Genomic DNA, 20,089 nt, shown 5'->3' with positions numbered 1-20,089 from the left:
TCAATGCCAAGACCCTTGTGATAGGCATTCCCCAAAAGCGGGGCCGCCTTTGGGGATGCAATGGTAATCAGAGTTAACTATCCGTTATTGTCTCTGCTATTCTTCAAGCCAGACCTTTTCAGCCAGACGATAACCGCTCATATCGCCACCACCCGGTACGGAAACATAACCCTTTACCTTGCCACTGGCGGCAGCAAGATTATCGGTAAAGACCGGGATCAGTTCTCCGCCATCTTCCACGATCAGCACTTGCATGTCGTGATAAATCTGCTTGCGCTTTGCTTCATCCAGCTCAACGCGGGATGTGGCAAGCAACTTGTCAAATGTTTCATTGCTCCAGCCGGTTTCATTCCATGGAGCGCCAGTCTGGAGCAGCATCGAAAGCATCGCATCAGCAGTTGGGCGAACTGACCAGTTGGACGCGACGAACGGCTTTTTCAGCCAGACTTCATCCCAGTAACCATCGGATGGCACGCGCTCAACATCAATCGTGATGCCTGCTTTTGCCGCCGATGCCTGATAAAGCTGTGCTGCATCTGCCGATCCGGTAAAACCGTTATCCGAAACACTGAGCGGAATTGAGCCGGAGAAGCCTGACTTTTTCAGATGAAATACGGCCTTTTCAGGATCGTAGGCGCGCTGTGGAACATCCTTGGAATAAAGTGGGTTCCATGACGGGATCGGGTGATCGTTGCCAACAGCGCCGGTACCAACCAGCAAACTTTTCTGTAACTCTTCGCGGTCGATTGCATATTTGAGCGCCAGACGCAGATCGTTGTTTTTCAACAATTCAGAATCTGTGCGCATCGGGAAGCAATACATTGAGTTTTCTGGCGTACGCAGAATCTGGATGTCAGGGCGCGCACTCAGATGGCTGACCAAACGCGGCTCGACGGCGTTGACGATATGCGCCTGACCGCTCATCAATGCCGCCATGCGCGCAGTAGTATCATCCATAGCGATGGTTTCAACGGAATCCACATTGGCGCGATCTGGATGCCAGTAGTTCGGATTGCGGCGGGTTAATGCGCGCACGCCGGGCTGGAAATCTTCAAGAATGAATGCGCCAGTGCCAATACCTTTGTCGAAGTCTTCGCCGTCAGGTCCGATGCCCAGATGATAATCGACGAAAGCTGCCGGAAAATCGACATTCCCCGCATTGAGCGTAACAGTCACCTCATGCGTGTCAGATGCCACAACATCCGTGACGGCGAGAAGCACGCCTTTGCCGCCGGATTTGGTATCATCACCACGATGATGATTGAGTGAGTAGACTACATCCTTCGCAGTCAGCTCTTTACCATTGTGGAAGGTCACGTCCTTGCGCAGGCGGAATACCCATTTGCTTGCATCGGCATTGGCTGGTTCCCAGCTTTCAACCAGAGCGCTCGTGAGCTTACCATCAGGGCCGAGCTCCAGCAGTGTGTTAAATAGCTGAAAGCCGACGGTGTACATATATGCCATCGTGTAGGATGCGGGATCCAGATGGTCCGAGCTGGAAGCGGAGTGCATGGCAATAACCAGATGCCCGCCCTTTTGTGGCTTCGTATCCTGAGCGCGTGCCTGTGTTGGCAGCAGCAATCCTGATGCTGTCATCCCTAAACCAGCGGCGACGGCAGCTCCGGCTGACATGCTAAGAAATTGCCGCCGTGAAGGCTGCAGCGAAATGATCGGGCTTTTCTGGTGGGGCATTTTTGCACTTTGACGCTTAAAAGGAGAACATGACTTTCAAGACTTGTTAATCTCATTGGAGGAAATGCTCAACAAGCAATAAATAAAATATTTTTCATCCAATATTAGAATAATATTCCGCTTAAGGTTTGTTGGAACTCATGTTTCCGGGCCGAAAAATCATGTTAATAATTTTTTATAGCCATTTTGAACGGTCAGTCATTCAAAAAAGAGTAGGAGGTATTTGAGCAGATGAAACGGCGTTTTCGATCGAACTTTCTTAAAATGTACTGAAGACTATTCAACGCCTTTTTTATGAATAATTCGGCGCAGGATTGTTTGAAACAACTGCGACTTGGTGTTCAAGCCCAATTTGATGAAAGCCCGTTTTCGATGGGTCTTTACGGTCTCTTCTGAGATGTTGAGCTTACCAGCAATTTGCCGCGCGTCACTTCCATTCAAATCAAGTAGAAGCACTTCCTGTTCGCGGTTTGAAAGCGCGCCGTGAGACAATCCCTGAAGTGCACTTTGCAATAAATTGTCGTCACTGACATGGCTCAACTGATGGTGTTGCCAGAACCGGCTGTAAAGTGCGCTGAATGTCTGGTTGAGCCCTTTAAGCGTTGAGAGTTCATGCGTCTGAAACGCATTATAACCAGAGCGGTATAGAGCGATCTGCACTGTTTGCAGCGGCGATAATTTTACAGCAATCGCAAGTTCTGAACAGCGCTTGGGAAACCCATGCGTGCGATAGCCGATTTCCTCAGCGTCATCGATCTCAATACCGGTGAATTCAGCGAGCGGTTTTCTGAAAGATTGGCTGCGTGCCAATTGCCCCATCGTGTATGCGCCGCTTTCAATACCAATCCGATGGTGCTGGTAGAACGGGTTGAGACGATAGGTTGTCTTGCGATAGCTATCGAGGAATCGGCTATCCACGAGATGCCCGATGTCGTCGTCGAGAATGTAAACTAACGCATCACCCGAATAGACGTACATCGCTGATGCATCGGCCTGAACCAAGCGGTTGAGTGCCCTCATTGCAATGCGTGGATATTCTGGATTGTCGATCGCGGAGATCATTTCAGCGACTACAGAATCTTGGGTTTTGTTCGTGCCACTGTGCTGCATTTTCATCATTGTATTATGCTCACTGCCCGCCGATGTTCTGTCCCCCCTAGGGGTGATACCGGCGCGAATTTCGTCAGTGTACCCGTTTGCCAGCAGTACTCAAGACTGTTGTCGGAAACGGGAGGTTCCAAACATGATGAAGCGTGCAATTCTATTCGCCAGTGTCATTTCGATGTTCGCGGGTGCAGCACATGCAAGCGACCTGAACGTGGCTTCGGTCACGGCCAATGTGCCATTTGAGTTTGAAGATGGCTCTGGCAATCTTGTTGGTTTTGAGGTTGATCTGGTTAATCTCATTGGTGAGCGCACCGGTAAGAAGATCAATTACACCCAGATGCCATTCAACAGCATTTTCGCGACGGTACAATCTGGTCGCGCTGATATTGCGATTGGTACGGTCACGATTACAGATAAACGTCTAGAGTCTGTTGCTTTTACCCAGCCTCATTACGATGCGGACGCCTGCCTCACAACGAGTTCAAACGGCGATGTAAAAAGCCTGAAAGACTTGAATGGCAAGGTGCTGGCGGTTGTCACTGGAACAACCGGCGAGATGTGGGCGACGGAAAACAAAGACAAATACGGCATTACCGAAATCAATCGCTATGATGGTGTGAGCGAGCCTATGCTCGATATCGCGACCGGACGCGTGGCCGCCTTTGTCCATGATTGCCCAATCGATGCATATTACATCAAAGACAAGCCGCAATATGCGATTGTCGACACGATCCCAACGAACGAACAGTTCGCGATTATGTTGGCAAAAGACAGCCCACTGCTTCCAGAACTCGACGCTGTGATCAGTAAGCTCAAGGAAGACGGTGAAATCGCCCGTATCCATGAAAAATGGTTCGGCACCGCACCCGCCAAAGATTCGAGCACCGTTGAAGTGCGTTCAATCCCCGGTAAGTGATCGCCTTTTGATCAGTAAATTGCCGGAGAAATCTCCGGCAATTTTGCCCGACGGATAACTCGTCTTCCACTATTGGGATAGTTGGTCTCGCCTATGGATTTTTACTCAACGTTTCTGAACTTTGAGGTTCTCAAGAACGCAGCCCCGCTGATGTTGCAGGGTTTCGGATTAACGGCACTGCTGGGTGTAACCAGCTTGATTGTCTCGGTCATTCTGGGGCTCGTTCTGGTGCTGATCCGGATGTATGCACCGAAACCCATTCGAATTTTTGCGATTGCTTACATCGATGTTTTTCGTGCAATTCCGTTGTTGGTCTTGCTCGTCCTTGTTTATTACGCATTGCCTTTTGTCGGGCTACGGTTGTCTGCATTCTGGGCGGCGACAACAGCTATTTCGCTGGTTGCCTCGGCTTATATGGCCGAAACGTTCCGCGCTGGTATCGAAGCAGTTCCTCGTGGCCAGTTTGAAGCGGCGCATGCTCTTGGGTTCTCGTGGCCACGGTTGATGGTGGATATTATTTTACCTCAGGCTATGCGTCTCGTCATTCCGCCGGCAACCGGGGTTGCTGTTGGCTTGATAAAAGACACCGCACTAGCATCTGTTGTTGCGCTGCCCGATCTGCTGAAGCAGGCAACGCAGGCACAGGCTTACTATGCCAATCCCTCACCGCTTGTTGGTGCTGCCATTCTCTATCTGTTGATGCTGATCCCGATGGTTCGCGTTGTCAGTATGCTTGAGCAGCGGCAAAAAAAGCGCCGATAGCGGTTGCGTGGGAGGAAGAACATTATGAGTAACGAAAATCCGAACAAGCAGAGTTCTGAGACGCTGATCGAAATCTCGGCTTTGGAAAAATACTACGGAAAATTCCATGCATTGAAGAATGTGAACCTCTCGGTACGCCGCGGGGAGGTTGTTGGAATTATTGGTTCATCCGGCTCGGGTAAATCAACACTCATCCGGTGCATCAATCTTCTTGAGACGTTTTCATCTGGCTCGATTGTGGTTGATGGTGTTCCAGTTCGTGAAGGCAAAGAACTCGAGAAAGTTCGCGCTGAAGTTGGAATGGTCTTTCAGCAGTTCAACCTGTTTCCGCATATGACGGCTTTGCGCAATGTCGCTATTGCGCCTGTGCGGGTGCGTGGTCGCAGTTGGGCTGAGGCTGAAGAAAAAGCGCACCAGCTTCTGCAACGTGTTGGCCTGAGCGAGCATGTTAACAAATATCCGGATCAGCTTTCTGGCGGGCAGCAGCAACGCGTCGCAATCGCACGCGCATTGGCTATGGAACCGGAAGTGTTGCTGTTTGATGAACCGACATCGGCGCTCGACCCCGAAATGGTTGGAGAAGTTCTTGATGTGATCCAGAGTCTTGCGCGCACAGGCGTGACAATGCTGGTTGTGACACATGAGATGTCATTTGCGCGCCGTATATCAGACCGCATCATCTTCATGGAGAAAGGCGAGATCATCGAACAGAACGCACCCGATGCTTTCTTTGATAATCCGCAGACCGAGCGTGCCCGGTTCTTCCTGAACTCAATCGTCCATGCCTGAGTGTTTTCTGTCCTGATACAAGAAAGGACGACTAATGTTGCAAAAACAAATGTTCCCAACGCAAGCGCGTGACGCAGTTCGCTCGCTTTCCAGTTCGCAAATCAGAGAAGTGGCCAATAGTGCCATGGGACGGGAAGATGTTCTTCCATTCTGGTTTGGCGAGACCGACCAGCCGACTGCGGGGTTTATACGAGATGCGGCAATGAAGTCGCTTTCAGCAGGCGAGACTTTTTACGCTCAAAATCTCGGTCGCCCTTATTTGCGCAAGGCTATTGCTGCATATATGACTGACCTGCACGGGCGCGAAATTGAGACCGACCGCATCAGCGTTGTCGGCTCAGGCGTTACAGGTCTCGGAGTCGTATCGCAATTGATGCTGTCGCCGGGTGATCGGGTGGTGGCCATTACACCGCTTTGGCCAAATATTACGGAAATTCCACGCATTGCGGGCGCTTATATTGAGCGCGTTTCGTTGACTGTCAATGGCGGAAAATGGTCACTTGATCTTGATCGTCTGTTGGATGCACTTACGCCAGACACAAAAATGCTGATCGTGAACTCGCCCAACAATCCGACGGGATGGACGATTACGGACGAACAAATCGAGGCAATCACGGCGCATTGCAGAAGGCTCGGAATTTGGGTCGTCGCCGATGAGGTTTACGAGCGTTTGATCTACGATCCAGCTGTTCGCTCCGCTCCAAGTTTTCTGCGGCATATGAATGCTGATGAACGGCTGATCTCGGTGAATAGTTTTTCCAAAGCCTGGTCGATGACTGGTTGGCGCGCTGGCTGGATAACAGCGCCGGTCACCATGGCTGACGATCTGGCGAAGTTGATCGAATATAATTTCTCGTGTGTATTTGAGCCGATCCAGCGTGCGGCCACCGTTGCACTTGAGCAGGGTGAAGCTGAGATTGCAAATCTTCGCTCTCGATTGGCGCGAACACGTAATCTCCTTGTGTCCGGTTTGCTGGATATCCCCGGCGTTGATGTCCCGGAAGCTGGCGGAGCCATGTATGTGTTTTTCCGCATTGCAGGACAATCTGACTCTGTTGAAATTGCGAAGCGACTTGTTTCGGAAGCCGGACTCGGTCTCGCACCGGGGTCTGCATTTGGGCCAGAAGGCAATGGATGGTTGCGCTGGTGCCATGCGGTTTCTGATGAAGCGCGCCTGATGGATGGTGTCACCCGACTTGCAAAATTTGTCCAGCGTTAAGCGTTAAAGGCAGTCGTTTTGCACGCTTTCCATCTCTTAGACTGACTTAGCTCTGAAAGAAATCTATGTCTGCTCAGGACTTTTTAGACAGTGGAACATTTGTCGGGCGTGTGTGGCGTGAAGATGTTCAGGGGCCATCGATTGTAGTGATACGCAATGGTCAGGTGCTCGATATAACGAGCACTGTTGTACCAACAATGCGTGATCTTTTGGAAATGGGAGATCCGGCAGCCTATGCCGCTCAATCCATGGGCGAGCCAATTGCCGATATTTCAAACCTTCTGAATAGCGGGTCTGACGGACGAGTCCATCTGCTTGCGCCCATTGATCTTCAGGCTGTTAAGGCGTGTGGGGTTACATTCGCTCGCTCCATGGTGGAGCGTGTGATCGAGGAACGTGCCGCGGGCAATCCGGAATTAGCCTCGCGCATTCGTGGCCGTATCGCTGCTGTTATTGGGGAAAGCTTGCGTGACCTTAAAGCAGGTTCCGCGGCGGCAGAAGAGGTCAAGGCAGCTCTTATTGATGAGGGTGTCTGGTCGCAATATCTCGAAGTCGGTATCGGGCCAGATGCCGAGGTGTTCTCGAAAGCCCAGGTTTTATCCTCCGTTGGGCATTGTGCTGATGTAGGTCTTCATCCAGCGTCCAAGTGGAACAACCCGGAACCGGCAGTCGTGCTTGCGGTCAATAGTCAGGGGCGGATCGTAGGAGCAACACTGGGAAATGACGTGAACCTTCGTGATATAGAAGGTCGGTCGGCACTCTTATTGGGTAAGGCGAAGGACAACAATGCCTCATGTGCAGTTGGCCCGTTGCTGCGTTTGTTTGATGAGACCTATGATCTTGATGATGTTCGCTCGGCCGAATTGATGCTGAGCGTTGAGGGCGATGACGGCTTTATGCTTCGTGGGCATAGCTCAATGAAAGAGATCAGCTGCGACCCGCTTGATCTCGTTGAACAGACTATCGGCGCGCATCATCAATATCCTGATGGTTTGGTTTTGTTCATGGGCACACTGTTTGCTCCAACGGAAGATCGGGGTGAGCAAGGGCAGGGGTTCACTCATCATGTTGGGGATGTTGTAGCAATTTCCAACAGTAAACTTGGCACCTTGCGCAATAGGGTAAAACTCTCAACGCAATGCGCGCCATGGGTTTTTGGCGCATCACACTTGATGCGAAATCTGGCGGGGCGGGGGCTGCTCTGACGAGCAACTGAAATCGCATTCGGCTTGGTTGTTGGGGAGATGTGGCCAAGCAGACCAGTACATCTTTTGACACGTTCGATCTAAGGGAGAGAGAAATGAAATTTGTAAGGTTTGGAGAAGCTGGTTCTGAAAAGCCGGGCATTGTTGATCAGAATGGCTCTATTCGCGATCTTTCGTCTGTTCTAAGCGATATTTCAGGCAAAGAGCTTCCGACGATCGGAACGAAGCTTGCGGGGGTAAACATCCAGAACCTGCCTCTGGTCCCAGAAGGTACGCGACTGGGCTCTTGCGTTACTGGCGTTGGCAATTTTATCGCTGTTGGTCTCAATTACGCAGATCACGCGGCGGAAAGTGGAATGGCTGTGCCGGAAGAGCCGGTTTTGTTTAACAAGGCGCCATCCTGCATTGTTGGCCCAAATGATACTGTGCTTATCCCGCGTGGATCACAGAAGACAGATTGGGAAGTTGAACTTGCAATCGTGATTGGCAAAGCCGCATCCTATGTAACCGAGGATGAAGCTGTCGATTACATTGCTGGTTATTGTGTCTGCAACGATGTCTCGGAGCGATCATATCAGCTTAAGCGCGGCGGCAACTGGATGAAGGGCAAGGGTTGCCCGACATTCGGTCCCTTGGGTCCGTGGCTGGTGACGCCGGACGAGATTGCTGATGTTGATGCGCTCGCGATGACGCTCGATGTCAATGGTGAGCGTGTTCAAAATGGCTCGACCAGCACCATGGTTTTCAAGGTGCCTTTCATTGTTTCCTATATTTCCCAATTCATGAAGCTCGAGCCGGGTGATGTCATCACGACCGGAACACCTCCCGGCGTTGGAATGGGCATGAAGCCTCCGCGTTACCTGAAGGCCGGTGATACGATGCGCGTTGAGATTGAGGGATTGGGCGTCCAAAACCAAGTCACCGCTGCGGCCTGAATGGGTGATTGAGGTTTAGGGGATAGCAATGAACCGGATTGATATGAACGGGAAGCGCGTCATCATAACAGGTGGCGCGCAAGGGATTGGCTATGCGATCGCGGATCGACTGGTGCAGTCTGGGGCTGCTGTCGCGATTTGGGATTTGAATGCGGGGGAGGCCGAAAACGCTGCCCGCAAGCTTTCCCCTGAATGCATCGCCTTTGGTGTTGATGTGGCAGACGCAGAGAGCGTTGCGCATGCGACAGCTCAGACTCGTGATGCTTTTTCAACCATTGATGGACTGGTCAACAGTGCCGGTATTACGGGGCCAGTTAAGGCGCTGGTCGATTATGACTTGCACGAGTGGAACAAAGTGGTTGCAGTTAATCTGACGGGCACATTCAATTGTTGCCGTGCGGTCGTTCCTCTGATGACAGAGAATAATTATGGGCGCATCGTCAATATTGCGTCGGTTGCAGGTAAAGAAGGAAACCCCAATCTGGCAGCCTATAGTGCCGCAAAAGCGGGTGTGATTGGCTTGACAAAATCGCTTGGAAAAGAGCTGGCAAAAACGGGCATTGCGGTGAATTGCATCACGCCGACGACTGCCAAGACGCCAATACTCGACGGATTAACGCCGGAATTCATAGACTATATGCGGGTGCGTATTCCACGGGACCGCTTTGTTGAACTCAACGAAGTTGCGTCCATGGTTGTGTGGATGTTGTCGGAAGAAAACTCATACACCACTGCTGCTACATTCGATCTCAGTGGTGGCAGGACAACGTATTGAGGCATTTCGTTCTCGGTTAGTGAAATAATTTTGTTGGCGCGATCGGTCAATTTGTCTGCTGAGATATAAACTTGACTTTTGCAGTCATGTAATGTGTGTTAGTCGGTGCAAAAACTCGAGGCACCATCGTGGAAATAATCGAAGCAGCCGGATTGAAGATCCTTATCGACAGCATGCCCGTTAAGAGTGGGCAAGCATGGCGCTCAGTTATGGATCCGGGCATCTGGATGGGGGCGATTGCAGCGGGTCATGTTGAAGTCGAACAGGATCAGTTAGGGCGCAGAGTTTGGCAAAAGGGGCAAACCGCTGTTTTCAACAGTGATAAGTTCGTTGAGACAAACCATTGCTCTCTCGTGAGTGGTACACTGAGCGCTGTTTTCATTCAAATAGACCCTGATCAGGCGGAAAGTGGCCTTGGATCGGAAGCTGTTTCTGCAATTGTTTCCGCGGCTAAAAATACGCAAGAGTGCGGAACAGCAGCGCTGAACGGCATCTCCTGGCAAATGTTGAGCTGTCCTTTGCGCGGTGCGTCGCGCAAATTGTATATGACGGGCAAGGCGCTGGAATTCATATCGCATTTGGTATCGAATGATAGCGTTACAGACGGGTGTGAGCATGCACGATGGACTGCACGGGATATAGAATGTTTTCATGCCGCGCGTTCTATCCTGATGTCGGATCTGGCAAATCCGCCCACAGTTACGGAATTAGCGAGAATGGTGGGCACAAATGCCCGCAAACTTGGAGCCGGATTTGTTGATCTGTTTGGCACACCAGTTTATTCGTTTGTGAAATCCCGGCGTCTCGAAGAAGCACGCAGTCTGTTGGAATCCGGCGAGACTTCGATATCGCGCGTTGCCCATAATATGGGTTATCATCCTGCTCATTTTGCCACGGAATTTCGCAAGCGGTTTGGCATTTCGCCGACGCAGGTGACGGGACGCAAGGGTTTTGCGTAACCAATTCAGCAATTGATGCGCGATCCCCAAAGACTTTGACGCGATCCCTAAACTACAAGGTCTTGTCCTCAACGATCAGCTATCGCAAACAGAGCTTCTAAAACTTGGGGACTAAACTCATGATTAAGAAGCGCGTAAATTTCCTGCTTTCCAACTGCCTGCTGGCAACGCTTGGATTTACTCTTTTGGTTGATGGTGCAGCAGCGCAGGAAAATGCCGCGCAGCAGGTCAAAGAAGATACGATTGTCCTTGATCCCATTACGGTAACAGCACGGCGCCGCGAAGAGAAAATACAGGATGCGCCTGTATCTGTTTCGGTTGTCCAGCAAGATCAACTGGTTCCGGGTGATGTCACTACATTGGAAGATGCGGCATTCAGAGCGCCAAACGTGAATTATAATGGTCAGGGTGGTCCGCTCTCAATTCGGGGTGTCGGTTCGCTGGGAATTTCCGGTGGCGTGGACCGTTCGCCAGCCGTTGGATTGTTCCTCGACGATGTTTTTGTCGCGCGCCCGCTTGGTTTCCCGGTTCTCCTTGATGATCTGGAGCGCGTTGAAATTGTTCGCGGCTCTCAATCCGTCCTTTATGGAAAGAACACCATTGGTGGTGCTGTTAACCTGCTGTCACGCCTGCCCGGTGATAAGCCCGGCGCAGAAATGTCGGTGACCTACGGCAGTGAAAGTGAAAAGCGGATAAAAGCTGCCTTTGAAACTCCGATAGAGGGAACAGGTCTGGCTGTTCGCGGCGCAGCGGCATGGTCTGGCCGGGATGGTTACATCACCAATCTTTATAACGGTGAGGACGTTGGCGATCTCAATTACTTCACCGGTCGTTTTACCGTCGCCGGGAGTTTGAATGAGAGTACCCGATTAAAAGTTGTTGCTGATTTCTCACGCGATAAAAGTGATGGTGGTCTATGGTACGCGCCTGTTGATCTCGCATTTGACGGTAAAGTTGAGCATGATTTCGATCCTGAAACGAGCACAAAGTCCGGCGGTATATCGGCTCGCATTGACCACGACTTAGGTGATTATGAACTGACATCGATTTCCGCAGTACGCGGGCATGATTTTTCGCAGTTCCTCGACGGCGATTTTACGACCACTCCATATCTTATTCAGGGTCAGGTCGAGAGACAGCGTCAGTTCAGTCAGGAGGTCCGTTTGTCCTCCAATGATGACGGGCCGCTGCGCTGGACGGGCGGACTCTTCTACATGCATGAAAAGTTCGACGGCACGCAATATTTCGATCTTGCTTCCTTGCCGCGCGATCTGTTGAGCCGCGACGTCTTTGAACAGAAGACAGATACGTACTCAGCCTTTGGTGAAGTGTCGTACTACGTCATGCCTCAGCTTGAGCTCTCGGTGGGTGGACGCATCACACATGATCGCAAGAGCACCAGCTCGGAAATCAGCACCCCAAGCGGCACCTACATGTTCGGCTATCCTGGCTATGCTGACGACAATGTTTCGTTCACAAACTTCTCCCCGGAAGCCAGTGCCACTTGGCATTTCTCTGAAGGCAACATTGTGTATGCCAAGATCAGCCGCGGTTATAAGGCCGGTGGTATCAGCCCTTATATTGAAGCGAATGGCTCCGCCAACAGCTATGATCCGGAGACCACGACCAGCTATGAGATTGGCGCAAAGACGACAATTCTCGATGGGCAGGTCACTCTTGCTGCCAGCGCCTTCTACATCGATTGGAAAGACCAGCAGGCTGTAATCTACACCACGCCGGTGACACGCGTGTATCGCAACGCTGCGGCTGCGACCTCCAAAGGCTTCGAGCTGGAAGGTACATGGGCGATTACCCATGCGCTATCCTTGTCGGGTAGTTATGGTTATACTGATGCAGAGTATGATGACTTTGTTGATGAGGTCATGGGCGAAAATTATTCAGGTAATCCGCTGCCCTTTGCTCCTGAACATAGTTTTAATGCCGGTCTGCGTTGGACCCATGAATTCCAGAACAATTTGAACATGAATGCTGGCATTGATTATAGCTATCGCAGTTCTTATTCGTTCACTTCATCCAATAATTACCGTCAGAAGCCGACGAACCTCGTTGATGCGCATATTGGTCTTTCCAAAGATTGGTGGAGTGCAACATTGTGGGGTAAAAACCTCACGGATGAGACCTATCTGAAGAACTATTTCAGCTATTCGGGCACTGATATGGGCGTTGCAGCACAGGGACGCTCTTATGGACTGACCCTTGCGGCGAAGTGGTAAGCTTTATGACTGACGTCTCGATGAAGGTACAGGCTGATCCGGTCGCGAAACAACGCAGTGATCATTTTTTGCTGATCCTCATTGGTGCCTTGTATTTCTCGCAAGGCATTCCGATGGGCATGGCGATGGAAGCATTCCCGGTCATTATGCGTCAGAACGGCGTGCCTCTGGAATTGCTGGCATTTGTGCCTCTGGCAGGCTTACCATGGATACTTAAGATATTCTGGGCACCGATGGTCGATAATTGCTGGAGTGCCAAGCTCGGGCGTCGGCGCAGCTGGTTGCTGACAATGCAGACGCTTTTGCTGATTGCCATGGTGTTGCTGGCATTTGTGCCTGCCACATCCGCAAACGCCGTGCTGATGATCGTAATCATGAGTGTCGGAATGCTTGCAAGCGCAACACAAGATACCGCAACTGATGGGCTGGCTGCTGAACGTCTGCGTGCGGGCGCCTTAAGCCGTGCCAATGCGCTACAAATTGGCGGTATGATGGCAGGATTCATGGTTGGAGGCGGTGGCGCACTGCTTCTTATTGATACACTCGGCCAGCAATATCTGCTTCTTTTGCTTTCACTCATTCCGCTTGCAACGATCATATTGGTTTTGCTGTGGAAGGAAGAACCGCAAGCAAGCCACATCGCTACGCAAGGCAAAGCACGCCTCTCGGATTGCTTCCGCCGCCAAGGCATTTGGCCATTATTGCTGCTGGCATTTCTTTATGGCAGTGCGCATGCGGGCGGGATGAGCATCACGAAACTGTTTCTGGTTGACCTTGGCTGGAGCAATCAGGAAGCGGGTTGGGTGGCAACACTTGGTGGTTTGGTACTGATTGTATTGGGTAGCCCGGCAGGCAGCTGGCTTGCTGCATACAGGATCTGGACAGGGCTGAGCATCGGGGTTTTTGTGGTGATGGTTGGGCTTGGCACATGGGGACTTCTGGCGCTCGGATCACTACCAGTTAACTGGATGACCGTGGGCATCGCGACGCTTTGGCTGAATATCGGCAGCGGTATTATCGCAGTTTGCGCTGCAACTTTGAATATGTCATTCGGCGGTTCGGGTAAACAGGCGGGAACAGACGTTACATTGTTGCAGAGTGTAAATGTAACAGGAGAAATGCTGTTTGCAGGGATTGTTGTCTGGCTGGCATCACTTCTTGGCTACAGCACGATGTTTCTTGCGGTTGCCTGCGGAGGGTTGCTCATCCTGGTTGTTGCTCGGTTGGTGAGAAGCAGGCTTTCACCTGCGGCTCTCATGCCACTGAATGAAGATGCAACAGGCGCTTAAGATGAGTGATTTCGCTGAGAAACTGGTTGATCGCATTGCGCGTAAACCGCACGGGTTGTTGGGACGCCTGCTTTACAGGTTTCCGCTTGCCCATAAGCCGGGCTTTGATCTTGTTCTGACAAAAGCTGCACCTGATGCCGATGATACAATTGTTGAAGTTGGGTGCGGTGGCGGCGTCTTCATGCGCAGGGCATTGACGAGTGGTTGCCGGGCCGTCGCGGTTGATCATAGTCAGGCTATGGTGGATGCAACAGCCAGATTAAATCGTGCAGCGGTTCGAGCCGGGCGTCTTGATGTTGTTCAGGCGGACGCGTCGCAACTGCCGCTGCTAACAGCCACCGCCGACAAGATTTATTGCCTGAATGCGTTTTTCTTCTTTCCTGATCCGGAAGCGGCATTACGCGAAATGGCGCGTGTATTAAAACCAGATGGCATTCTTGCACTGGTTACAGCACCGCCGGAAATGCGCGACGATATCGGCGGATATTTCAGCCGGATGGCGCAATCCATGCAGTTTTATAGCCAGACGATGCTTTCCGATATGGTTTTAGCCGCCGGTCTCGAGCCAATCGAAATATTGCAAGTACCAAAAGCAGGCCTCCTCATGCTGGCGCGTAAACGCTGAGCTTCAGCATCAATCAGCCGTTCGGGGCCTTTACGCGGGTCTGATGAAGTCGGATCAAAATGTTTCCCAAAAAACAGAGCGAGTTTGATGTCCAAGATAAATGGTGAAGTGAAGCCGCCAAGCGTGTGGTCGATATTGAATCCGGTTGTTGGAAAAATTCGCTTTGCGATGGTGTTGTCTGCCTTTGCATCGGCTTTTACGGTTCTAGGTCTGATTGCACTCGCATGGGCTTTGCAATCATTGTTTAGCCAGTCTGATCAGTTCCCTTGGGTGGCGATGGGAATTGCGGCATTGTCTGTCGCGCTTTCTTATGTGTTCAAGCTATTTTCCTTCAATCAGTCGCATTATGCGGCCTTTCGCCTTGAAACTTTGCTGCGCCGTAAACTTGCAGCGCATCTTGCCAAAGTGCCACTCGGATATGTCGAAGATACCGGGCCGGCTGCGCTTGCCAAAATTATGATGGACGACGTTAAGGCACTGCATGCCTTTGTGGCTGACAGCACGCCACTTTATGCGCGCTCCTATGTTTCGCCGCTTGTTTCATTTGTAGTGCTTTTCATTCTTGATTGGCGTCTTGGGCTGGTTGCAATTGCTGTTCTTGTCTTTGGTTTTGGCGTGATTGCCAAAACCATGAACAATAGCCACGAGATGATGCACCGGTTTAATCTGGCGCGTGAGCAAGTGAGTATTTCAGTCGTTGAATATGTTCAGGCTATGCCAGTGGTGCGTAGCTTTGACAGTGGCACGGCTACATTTGGACGCTATCAAAAAGCCCTCGAAAATTATCTGGAAATCGTTTTGCAATGGTATCAGAAAGCGGGTTTTTCAGCACGCTTCTCGATGGCAATCCTTAACCCGATGCCGACAGTCACCGTTGTGCTCTGGTTTGGTGTGTGGCTGTTTTTGAATAATGGGTTAAGCCTTGCGGCACTTGTTGCAGTGCTCCTGATTTGCACCGGAATGGCTGAGGCATTGTTGCCTCTCATGTCTTTGAAACATCTGATTTCGCGCACGCAAATGAGTGTGCAGCGTATTCAGCAGGTGCTTGATACGCCTCTCTTGAAAGAAGTTGAGAGTAGTCATGCACAGTTCCCATCGAACTCCGGCATCGAATTCAAAAATGTGGGGTTCCGCTATAAGGCTGACCAGCCGAACGTGCTTCACGATATTTCATTTATAGCAAAACCGGATACGATAACCGCCCTTGTCGGTCCGTCCGGTGCAGGCAAGACAACAGTTGCCCGCTTGGTTGCTCGTTTTTGGGATACGAGCGAGGGACAAATTCTGATCGGCGGAGCCGATCTGCGTCTCATTCCGACCGAGAGCCTGATGCAGCAGGTAGCGCTCGTGTTTCAGGATACTTTTTTGTTTTCAGGCACGATTGCTGAAAACATCACCATTGGCATGCCAGAGGCCTCTTTGGACGATGTCATTGAGGCGGCTAAAGCTGCGCAGGCGCATGAATTTATTATGTCGTTTCCGGCTGGCTATCAGACGCTTTGCGGCGAACGCGGCATTTTCCTATCCGGTGGCCAGCGGCAAAGAATTACGATTGCGAGAGCAATCCTGCAAAACAGGCCAATTCTGGTTCTGGATGAAGCAACAGCCTTTGCCGATGCAGAAAGCGAGGCCGCAATTGTTAAAGCATTGGCTCATCTGATGAAGGGTAAGACCGTGTTGATGATTGCCCATCGGCTTTCGACAATTCGTCATGCCGACCAGATCCTTGTTTTTGATCGCGGGCGGCTGGAAGAGTGCGGCAAGCACGATGAACTCGTAGCTAAGAGCGGGGTTTATGCGCGGTTATGGAGCCATTATGAGCGCGCGCGAGACTGGCGTTTGACAGGAGAAACGATGTGATGACGACCGAAACCGGAACCACATCTCTCCGTGTGACATGGCAACAATTAATGCGTACTGCGCGTAGCCGCGCAAACGGATTACGCCGAAGCTTAATCGGGCTAGGTCTGGCCGCTGCACTTCAGGGACTGGCATTTGCCTGCATCATGCCGGTATTTTTATCGCTGACGACCAATGCCACTTGGCAGGGAATTGTGCCATGGCTTCTTGTGATGACTTTATTGATGGTTGCGAGCACCATTGTGCGCTGGATGGCGCAGAGCTTTGATTATAACGGCGAAATGGTGCGTAATACGCATGAATTGCGCTCAGAGCTTGGTTTGCAACTGCGCAAAATCCCGCTGCTGACATTACAGGATAAACGAGCGGGCGAGGTCAATGCGACATTGCTGGGCAATGTCGATGAAAATCTCACTTACGTGTTGACGATTGGCAATCAAATTGCAACCGCCGTTATTACGCCGTTTGTCGTGGCTATTGCTACTTTGTTTTTCGATTGGCGCATGGGTTTGCTTTTGTTGGTGATCTTTCCGGTTCTCATTCCGTTTTATCGCTGGCGTCGGCCTGCATTCGGGCGCGGAATGCGGGCACTGGCTGATGCCACAGAACAGGCAAGCGCTGAAATGCTTGAATATGCGCAGGGGCTACAGGTGTTGCGCACGGCAGGCGCAGTTGGCGACAGGGCGCTCCGTCTCAATGCCAGCATTGAGCATCTGGAAAACGTACAGGCTTACGGGCAGCGCAAAGGCACAAAGCCTAATCTGATGATTGCGACAGCCATGGAGATTGGTTTGCTTCTGGTTGTCGCCATAGGCGCGTGGCTTGTGGCAGATAATTTGCTACAAGTTGGGCTTCTCGCAGCCATAACAATTATTGTGGTTCGGTTTGCGGAGCCGCTGAGCACAGTCATTTTGATGGCACTCATCATTGACCTGATGGAAACGGCATTGGGAAAAATCGAGGCGCTTCTTGATATCAAGCCCTTGCCGCAACAAGCTCCTGCACAGCTCCCGCAAAACTATGCAATTGAGTTTGATAATGTATCTTTTGGTTATGGCGCGGTTGGCGGGAGTTCAGTGCTCGAAAATATCACGCTTAAATTTGCCGAAAAAAGTCTGACGGCTCTGGTTGGTCCATCTGGTTCAGGCAAGACAACGATAACGCGGCTGATGATGCGGCAGGCCGATGCCGATCATGGTTCGGTAAAGATTGGTGGTGTCGATGTTAAATCCATCGACCCGGACCATCTCAACCAATTGATCTCTGTGGTTTTTCAGGACGTATATTTGTTTGACGATACGATCCTCAACAATATTCGTATGGCGCGTCCGGATGCGAGCGATGAAGATGTGGAGGCTGCGGCACGCTCTGCCCATTGTCATGATTTTGTCAGTCGCTTGCCTTACGGCTATCAAACACAGGTTGGCTCCTTAGGAGGAAGGCTGTCAGGCGGGGAGCGCCAGCGTATCAGCATCGCCAGAGCAATGCTGAAAAATGCACCGATTGTTATTCTCGACGAGCCGACAGCTGCGTTGGACACAGAAAGCGAGGTCGCAGTTCAATTGGCAATTGATGCATTGGTGCGCGAGCGCACTGTGATTGTTATAGCGCATCGGCTCTCGACAATTGTCGCTGCCGACAAAATTGTTGTCATTGAAGATGGACACTTGAAAGAACAGGGTACGCAGGCGCAGCTACTATCAAATTCAGGTCGCTATGCATCCATGTGGAAGACGCAGACCGCTTCAACAGATTGGCACGTGTAATGCGATAGTTTCAAAGGGCTGTTGGCAGTTTGCAGAATGAATGCCGAGTTTAATATTTTCTATGTCATTATCGAAGCATATAGTGTTGGATAGTCATTCCATTAACATCAGCTTCGCTAATGCGGCATCGCTATAAACAATTGACCAAGTATGAGCTCTCATAAATTTTGTCGTGACGTTTGCCTGGAGCGTGGCGAGCCTATGCCAGGCGCTGGGGTTGCCGCCAGACGCTATGTGCTGTTGCATTGGCCGCGTCGTCACTGGCGTGTGCCAAGAACAAACGCTTTCGGTATGTCTGTCCAGCTCACTGCGGCAATCATTGTTGCTAATCAGGCTGGAATTCATGTCGCCCTCGTGGAGGGCGATGAAATTGCGTTGTCGTGTGATAATCTTATTCTGCGCTCGGCAACGCCTGAAATTTTGTCCGAACAATTGCTTATGCTGGCAGCGGGAGGGAAACTTGCCGGAGAGCCCGATGAGCGCATTACAATCCTGTGCTGTACAGATGGAAAACAGGACCCTTGCTGCGCTCGCTACGGCTTTGCGACATGGAAAGCTTTGCGTGATTATGCTGACCCAACAAATTTCAGGGTTCTGCAGTCAACGCATCTTGGGGGCTGCCGCTTTGCTGCTTCACTTCTCGTATTACCGGATCGCGCCAGATATGGCCGTCTCGAACCACAAGATGTACCGGATTTCCTGTCTTGTCTTGGCAAAGGTATTCCATACCTTCCGGCTTACAGGGGAAACCCAGAGCTTGATGCCCTTGAGCAGGTGGCTGAACACGCAGCGCTGACGTTCTGGAGCGACACTGGAGTACGGGAAAAAATTACTTTTGAAAATAAATCCGGCAGCAATGCCGGGGAAGACGCTGAGGTTATTGCCTCTACCACATCTCAACGACTGCTCATTCGGCTAAGGTTAGATACGTTCGACGTCAATACACGTTGTGACACCCTGAAGACTGACTGCCCGAGTGAACAGGTTGATCGCTGGAGTGCAGTTTCAATTACGCCGTTGACCTGAAGACCTGCTGATTAAGGTTTCTGCCGAAGGATTTCCCGCTCGCCGATATGCGATAAAAGCAAAGTTGCAGAGCCAATCAGACCTTCCATCGTTTCGCCATAGCGACTGCGGTTGAAGTACAAAAATTGTCGATTGCGCACAGCAAACAGGTTGCGCCACTGGACCGTCGAGCGAAAGGCCCGCGTTTCCGCTTCCTCATCCAGCATTTCTTCGTAAGTGTCGATAATGATGTCACTATCAAAGTCGGAAAGGCGTTCCAAGCTATAGGGTATATCGCTCGAGCTATTTTCATAAGCGGGAACGTGGCCAAGACCAAAATCGTCTATCACCTGCTCCATGCCACCCCGCCCTATGATCCGAAAACCATCTCGGTAAATTTCAATAGGCGTCACGGTAATTGAAGCAGGGTTCTTTACGCGTTTCCCGAATTCGTTGACGACATCCTGATATTCATGATTGAGCTCATCATAGCGGTGGCGCTTGCCTACCAGATCAGCCAGTTGTTCTGCATAAGAACGGATGCCTTCTTCGCGCAGCGGTAGGAGCACAACCGGTGCAATGGCTGAAAGCTTATCGCGCAGTGCTGCATGATAGGATAGCCCCACGATGAGGTCAGGCTTTAATGCGGCTATTGTTTCGGTATCTGGTGCCTGATGAGTTCCGACATATTGAATTTTCGACGTATCGTATCTTTGCGATGCGCCTCTATAAATTGTATCTGTGAACAACCGCTTGCGGCCGGATGATCCGCAAGGCGTGACCCCTAATTCAAGTAACTGCGTTGTCAGACTAAAATCGTGCAAAGACACCACGCAGCGGGGCGTGACTGGTACTTTCACAGACCCAAATCTGTTGGAGAAGGTTCGTGTTTCTTCTGCATGAGAAGAGCCGACGAATCCGAAACTACATATAAGAAGAAACAAAGCTGAC

At 51.1% G+C, this 20,089-nt stretch carries 17 protein-coding genes; 14 read left to right on the top strand and 3 right to left on the bottom strand.

Features of this window, described 5'->3' with window-relative positions; genetic code table 11:
• Positions 1-96 precede the first annotated feature (96 nt).
• Complete coding sequence (locus ACOZHT_RS09750; protein ID WP_339514808.1) at positions 97-1,692, bottom strand: ABC transporter substrate-binding protein; 1,596 nt, start codon at positions 1,690-1,692, stop codon at positions 97-99.
• A gap of 276 nt (positions 1,693-1,968) precedes the next feature.
• Positions 1,969-2,811 (bottom strand): helix-turn-helix transcriptional regulator, encoded by an 843-nt coding sequence (locus tag ACOZHT_RS09745; RefSeq protein ID WP_339514810.1) that lies wholly within the window; start codon positions 2,809-2,811, stop codon positions 1,969-1,971.
• Between the two features lie 124 nt (positions 2,812-2,935).
• On the opposite strand from ACOZHT_RS09745, the gene ACOZHT_RS09740 reads away from it, so the two are divergent.
• The 14 genes from ACOZHT_RS09740 (at position 2,936) to ACOZHT_RS09675 (ending at position 19,159) form a co-directional block, all read left to right on the top strand.
• Positions 2,936-3,715 carry an ABC transporter substrate-binding protein gene (locus ACOZHT_RS09740; protein WP_339514812.1) on the top strand — a complete coding sequence of 260 codons (780 nt, stop codon included), beginning with the start codon at positions 2,936-2,938 and terminating at the stop codon, positions 3,713-3,715.
• A gap of 93 nt (positions 3,716-3,808) precedes the next feature.
• On the top strand, positions 3,809-4,477 hold the full coding sequence (locus ACOZHT_RS09735; protein ID WP_339514813.1) for an amino acid ABC transporter permease: 669 nt from the start codon (positions 3,809-3,811) through the stop codon (positions 4,475-4,477).
• A 24-nt stretch (positions 4,478-4,501) separates the two neighbouring features.
• Complete coding sequence (locus tag ACOZHT_RS09730; protein WP_339514814.1) at positions 4,502-5,266, top strand: amino acid ABC transporter ATP-binding protein; 765 nt, start codon at positions 4,502-4,504, stop codon at positions 5,264-5,266.
• 34 nt (positions 5,267-5,300) lie between these two features.
• A complete protein-coding gene (locus ACOZHT_RS09725) occupies positions 5,301-6,485 on the top strand; it encodes a pyridoxal phosphate-dependent aminotransferase (protein ID WP_339514816.1) in 1,185 nt (394 codons plus the stop codon).
• A 65-nt stretch (positions 6,486-6,550) separates the two neighbouring features.
• Positions 6,551-7,690 carry a fumarylacetoacetate hydrolase family protein gene (locus ACOZHT_RS09720; RefSeq protein WP_421565658.1) on the top strand — a complete coding sequence of 380 codons (1,140 nt, stop codon included), beginning with the start codon at positions 6,551-6,553 and terminating at the stop codon, positions 7,688-7,690.
• Positions 7,691-7,785: 95 nt separating this feature from the next.
• Positions 7,786-8,625: a fumarylacetoacetate hydrolase family protein gene (locus ACOZHT_RS09715; protein WP_339514820.1), complete on the top strand. Its 840-nt coding sequence runs from the start codon at positions 7,786-7,788 to the stop codon at positions 8,623-8,625.
• Between the two features lie 28 nt (positions 8,626-8,653).
• Positions 8,654-9,400, top strand: coding sequence for an SDR family NAD(P)-dependent oxidoreductase (locus tag ACOZHT_RS09710; protein WP_421565657.1), 747 nt, complete (start codon positions 8,654-8,656; stop codon positions 9,398-9,400).
• 128 nt (positions 9,401-9,528) lie between these two features.
• Positions 9,529-10,359 carry a helix-turn-helix transcriptional regulator gene (locus ACOZHT_RS09705; RefSeq protein ID WP_421565656.1) on the top strand — a complete coding sequence of 277 codons (831 nt, stop codon included), beginning with the start codon at positions 9,529-9,531 and terminating at the stop codon, positions 10,357-10,359.
• A gap of 119 nt (positions 10,360-10,478) precedes the next feature.
• On the top strand, positions 10,479-12,593 hold the full coding sequence (locus ACOZHT_RS09700) for a TonB-dependent receptor (protein WP_339514826.1): 2,115 nt from the start codon (positions 10,479-10,481) through the stop codon (positions 12,591-12,593).
• A 5-nt stretch (positions 12,594-12,598) separates the two neighbouring features.
• On the top strand, positions 12,599-13,882 hold the full coding sequence (locus tag ACOZHT_RS09695) for an MFS transporter (protein ID WP_421565655.1): 1,284 nt from the start codon (positions 12,599-12,601) through the stop codon (positions 13,880-13,882).
• Position 13,883: 1 nt separating this feature from the next.
• Complete coding sequence (locus ACOZHT_RS09690) at positions 13,884-14,507, top strand: class I SAM-dependent methyltransferase (protein WP_339514830.1); 624 nt, start codon at positions 13,884-13,886, stop codon at positions 14,505-14,507.
• A gap of 87 nt (positions 14,508-14,594) precedes the next feature.
• On the top strand, positions 14,595-16,367 hold the full coding sequence (locus ACOZHT_RS09685) for an ABC transporter ATP-binding protein (RefSeq protein ID WP_339514832.1): 1,773 nt from the start codon (positions 14,595-14,597) through the stop codon (positions 16,365-16,367).
• A complete protein-coding gene (locus ACOZHT_RS09680; protein WP_339514834.1) occupies positions 16,367-18,133 on the top strand; it encodes an ABC transporter ATP-binding protein in 1,767 nt (588 codons plus the stop codon). The genes ACOZHT_RS09685 and ACOZHT_RS09680 overlap by 1 nt, the downstream gene beginning before the upstream one ends.
• Before the next feature lie 201 nt (positions 18,134-18,334).
• Complete coding sequence (locus ACOZHT_RS09675) at positions 18,335-19,159, top strand: sucrase ferredoxin (RefSeq protein WP_339514836.1); 825 nt, start codon at positions 18,335-18,337, stop codon at positions 19,157-19,159.
• 11 nt (positions 19,160-19,170) lie between these two features.
• Here the strand turns inward: ACOZHT_RS09675 and ACOZHT_RS09670 are convergent, their stop codons facing one another.
• A complete protein-coding gene (locus tag ACOZHT_RS09670; RefSeq protein WP_339514838.1) occupies positions 19,171-19,998 on the bottom strand; it encodes an ABC transporter substrate-binding protein in 828 nt (275 codons plus the stop codon).
• Positions 19,999-20,089 lie beyond the last annotated feature (91 nt).

The sequence above is a fragment of the Ochrobactrum sp. EDr1-4 genome, from assembly GCF_049199085.1.
In the GTDB taxonomy this organism is placed as follows: Bacteria; Pseudomonadota; Alphaproteobacteria; order Rhizobiales; family Rhizobiaceae; genus Brucella.
Note: the sequence above shows the minus strand (reverse complement) of the source record. Positions and strands in the feature narration are given on the sequence as shown.

What these genes read in the sequence shown, in the direction of transcription:
- ACOZHT_RS09735 (WP_339514813.1), top strand. Translation starts at nt 3,809, where the DNA reads ATGGATTTTTACTCAACGTTTCTGAACTTTGAGGTTCTCAAGAACGCA.
- ACOZHT_RS09740 (WP_339514812.1), top strand. Translation starts at nt 2,936, where the DNA reads ATGATGAAGCGTGCAATTCTATTCGCCAGTGTCATTTCGATGTTCGCG.
- ACOZHT_RS09720 (WP_421565658.1), top strand. Translation starts at nt 6,551, where the DNA reads ATGTCTGCTCAGGACTTTTTAGACAGTGGAACATTTGTCGGGCGTGTG.
- ACOZHT_RS09745 (WP_339514810.1), bottom strand. Translation starts at nt 2,811, where the DNA reads ATGATGAAAATGCAGCACAGTGGCACGAACAAAACCCAAGATTCTGTA.
- ACOZHT_RS09680 (WP_339514834.1), top strand. Translation starts at nt 16,367, where the DNA reads ATGACGACCGAAACCGGAACCACATCTCTCCGTGTGACATGGCAACAA.
- ACOZHT_RS09710 (WP_421565657.1), top strand. Translation starts at nt 8,654, where the DNA reads ATGAACCGGATTGATATGAACGGGAAGCGCGTCATCATAACAGGTGGC.
- ACOZHT_RS09695 (WP_421565655.1), top strand. Translation starts at nt 12,599, where the DNA reads ATGACTGACGTCTCGATGAAGGTACAGGCTGATCCGGTCGCGAAACAA.
- ACOZHT_RS09730 (WP_339514814.1), top strand. Translation starts at nt 4,502, where the DNA reads ATGAGTAACGAAAATCCGAACAAGCAGAGTTCTGAGACGCTGATCGAA.
- ACOZHT_RS09685 (WP_339514832.1), top strand. Translation starts at nt 14,595, where the DNA reads ATGTCCAAGATAAATGGTGAAGTGAAGCCGCCAAGCGTGTGGTCGATA.
- ACOZHT_RS09715 (WP_339514820.1), top strand. Translation starts at nt 7,786, where the DNA reads ATGAAATTTGTAAGGTTTGGAGAAGCTGGTTCTGAAAAGCCGGGCATT.
- ACOZHT_RS09700 (WP_339514826.1), top strand. Translation starts at nt 10,479, where the DNA reads ATGATTAAGAAGCGCGTAAATTTCCTGCTTTCCAACTGCCTGCTGGCA.
- ACOZHT_RS09725 (WP_339514816.1), top strand. Translation starts at nt 5,301, where the DNA reads ATGTTGCAAAAACAAATGTTCCCAACGCAAGCGCGTGACGCAGTTCGC.
- ACOZHT_RS09690 (WP_339514830.1), top strand. Translation starts at nt 13,884, where the DNA reads ATGAGTGATTTCGCTGAGAAACTGGTTGATCGCATTGCGCGTAAACCG.
- ACOZHT_RS09750 (WP_339514808.1), bottom strand. Translation starts at nt 1,692, where the DNA reads ATGCCCCACCAGAAAAGCCCGATCATTTCGCTGCAGCCTTCACGGCGG.
- ACOZHT_RS09675 (WP_339514836.1), top strand. Translation starts at nt 18,335, where the DNA reads ATGCCAGGCGCTGGGGTTGCCGCCAGACGCTATGTGCTGTTGCATTGG.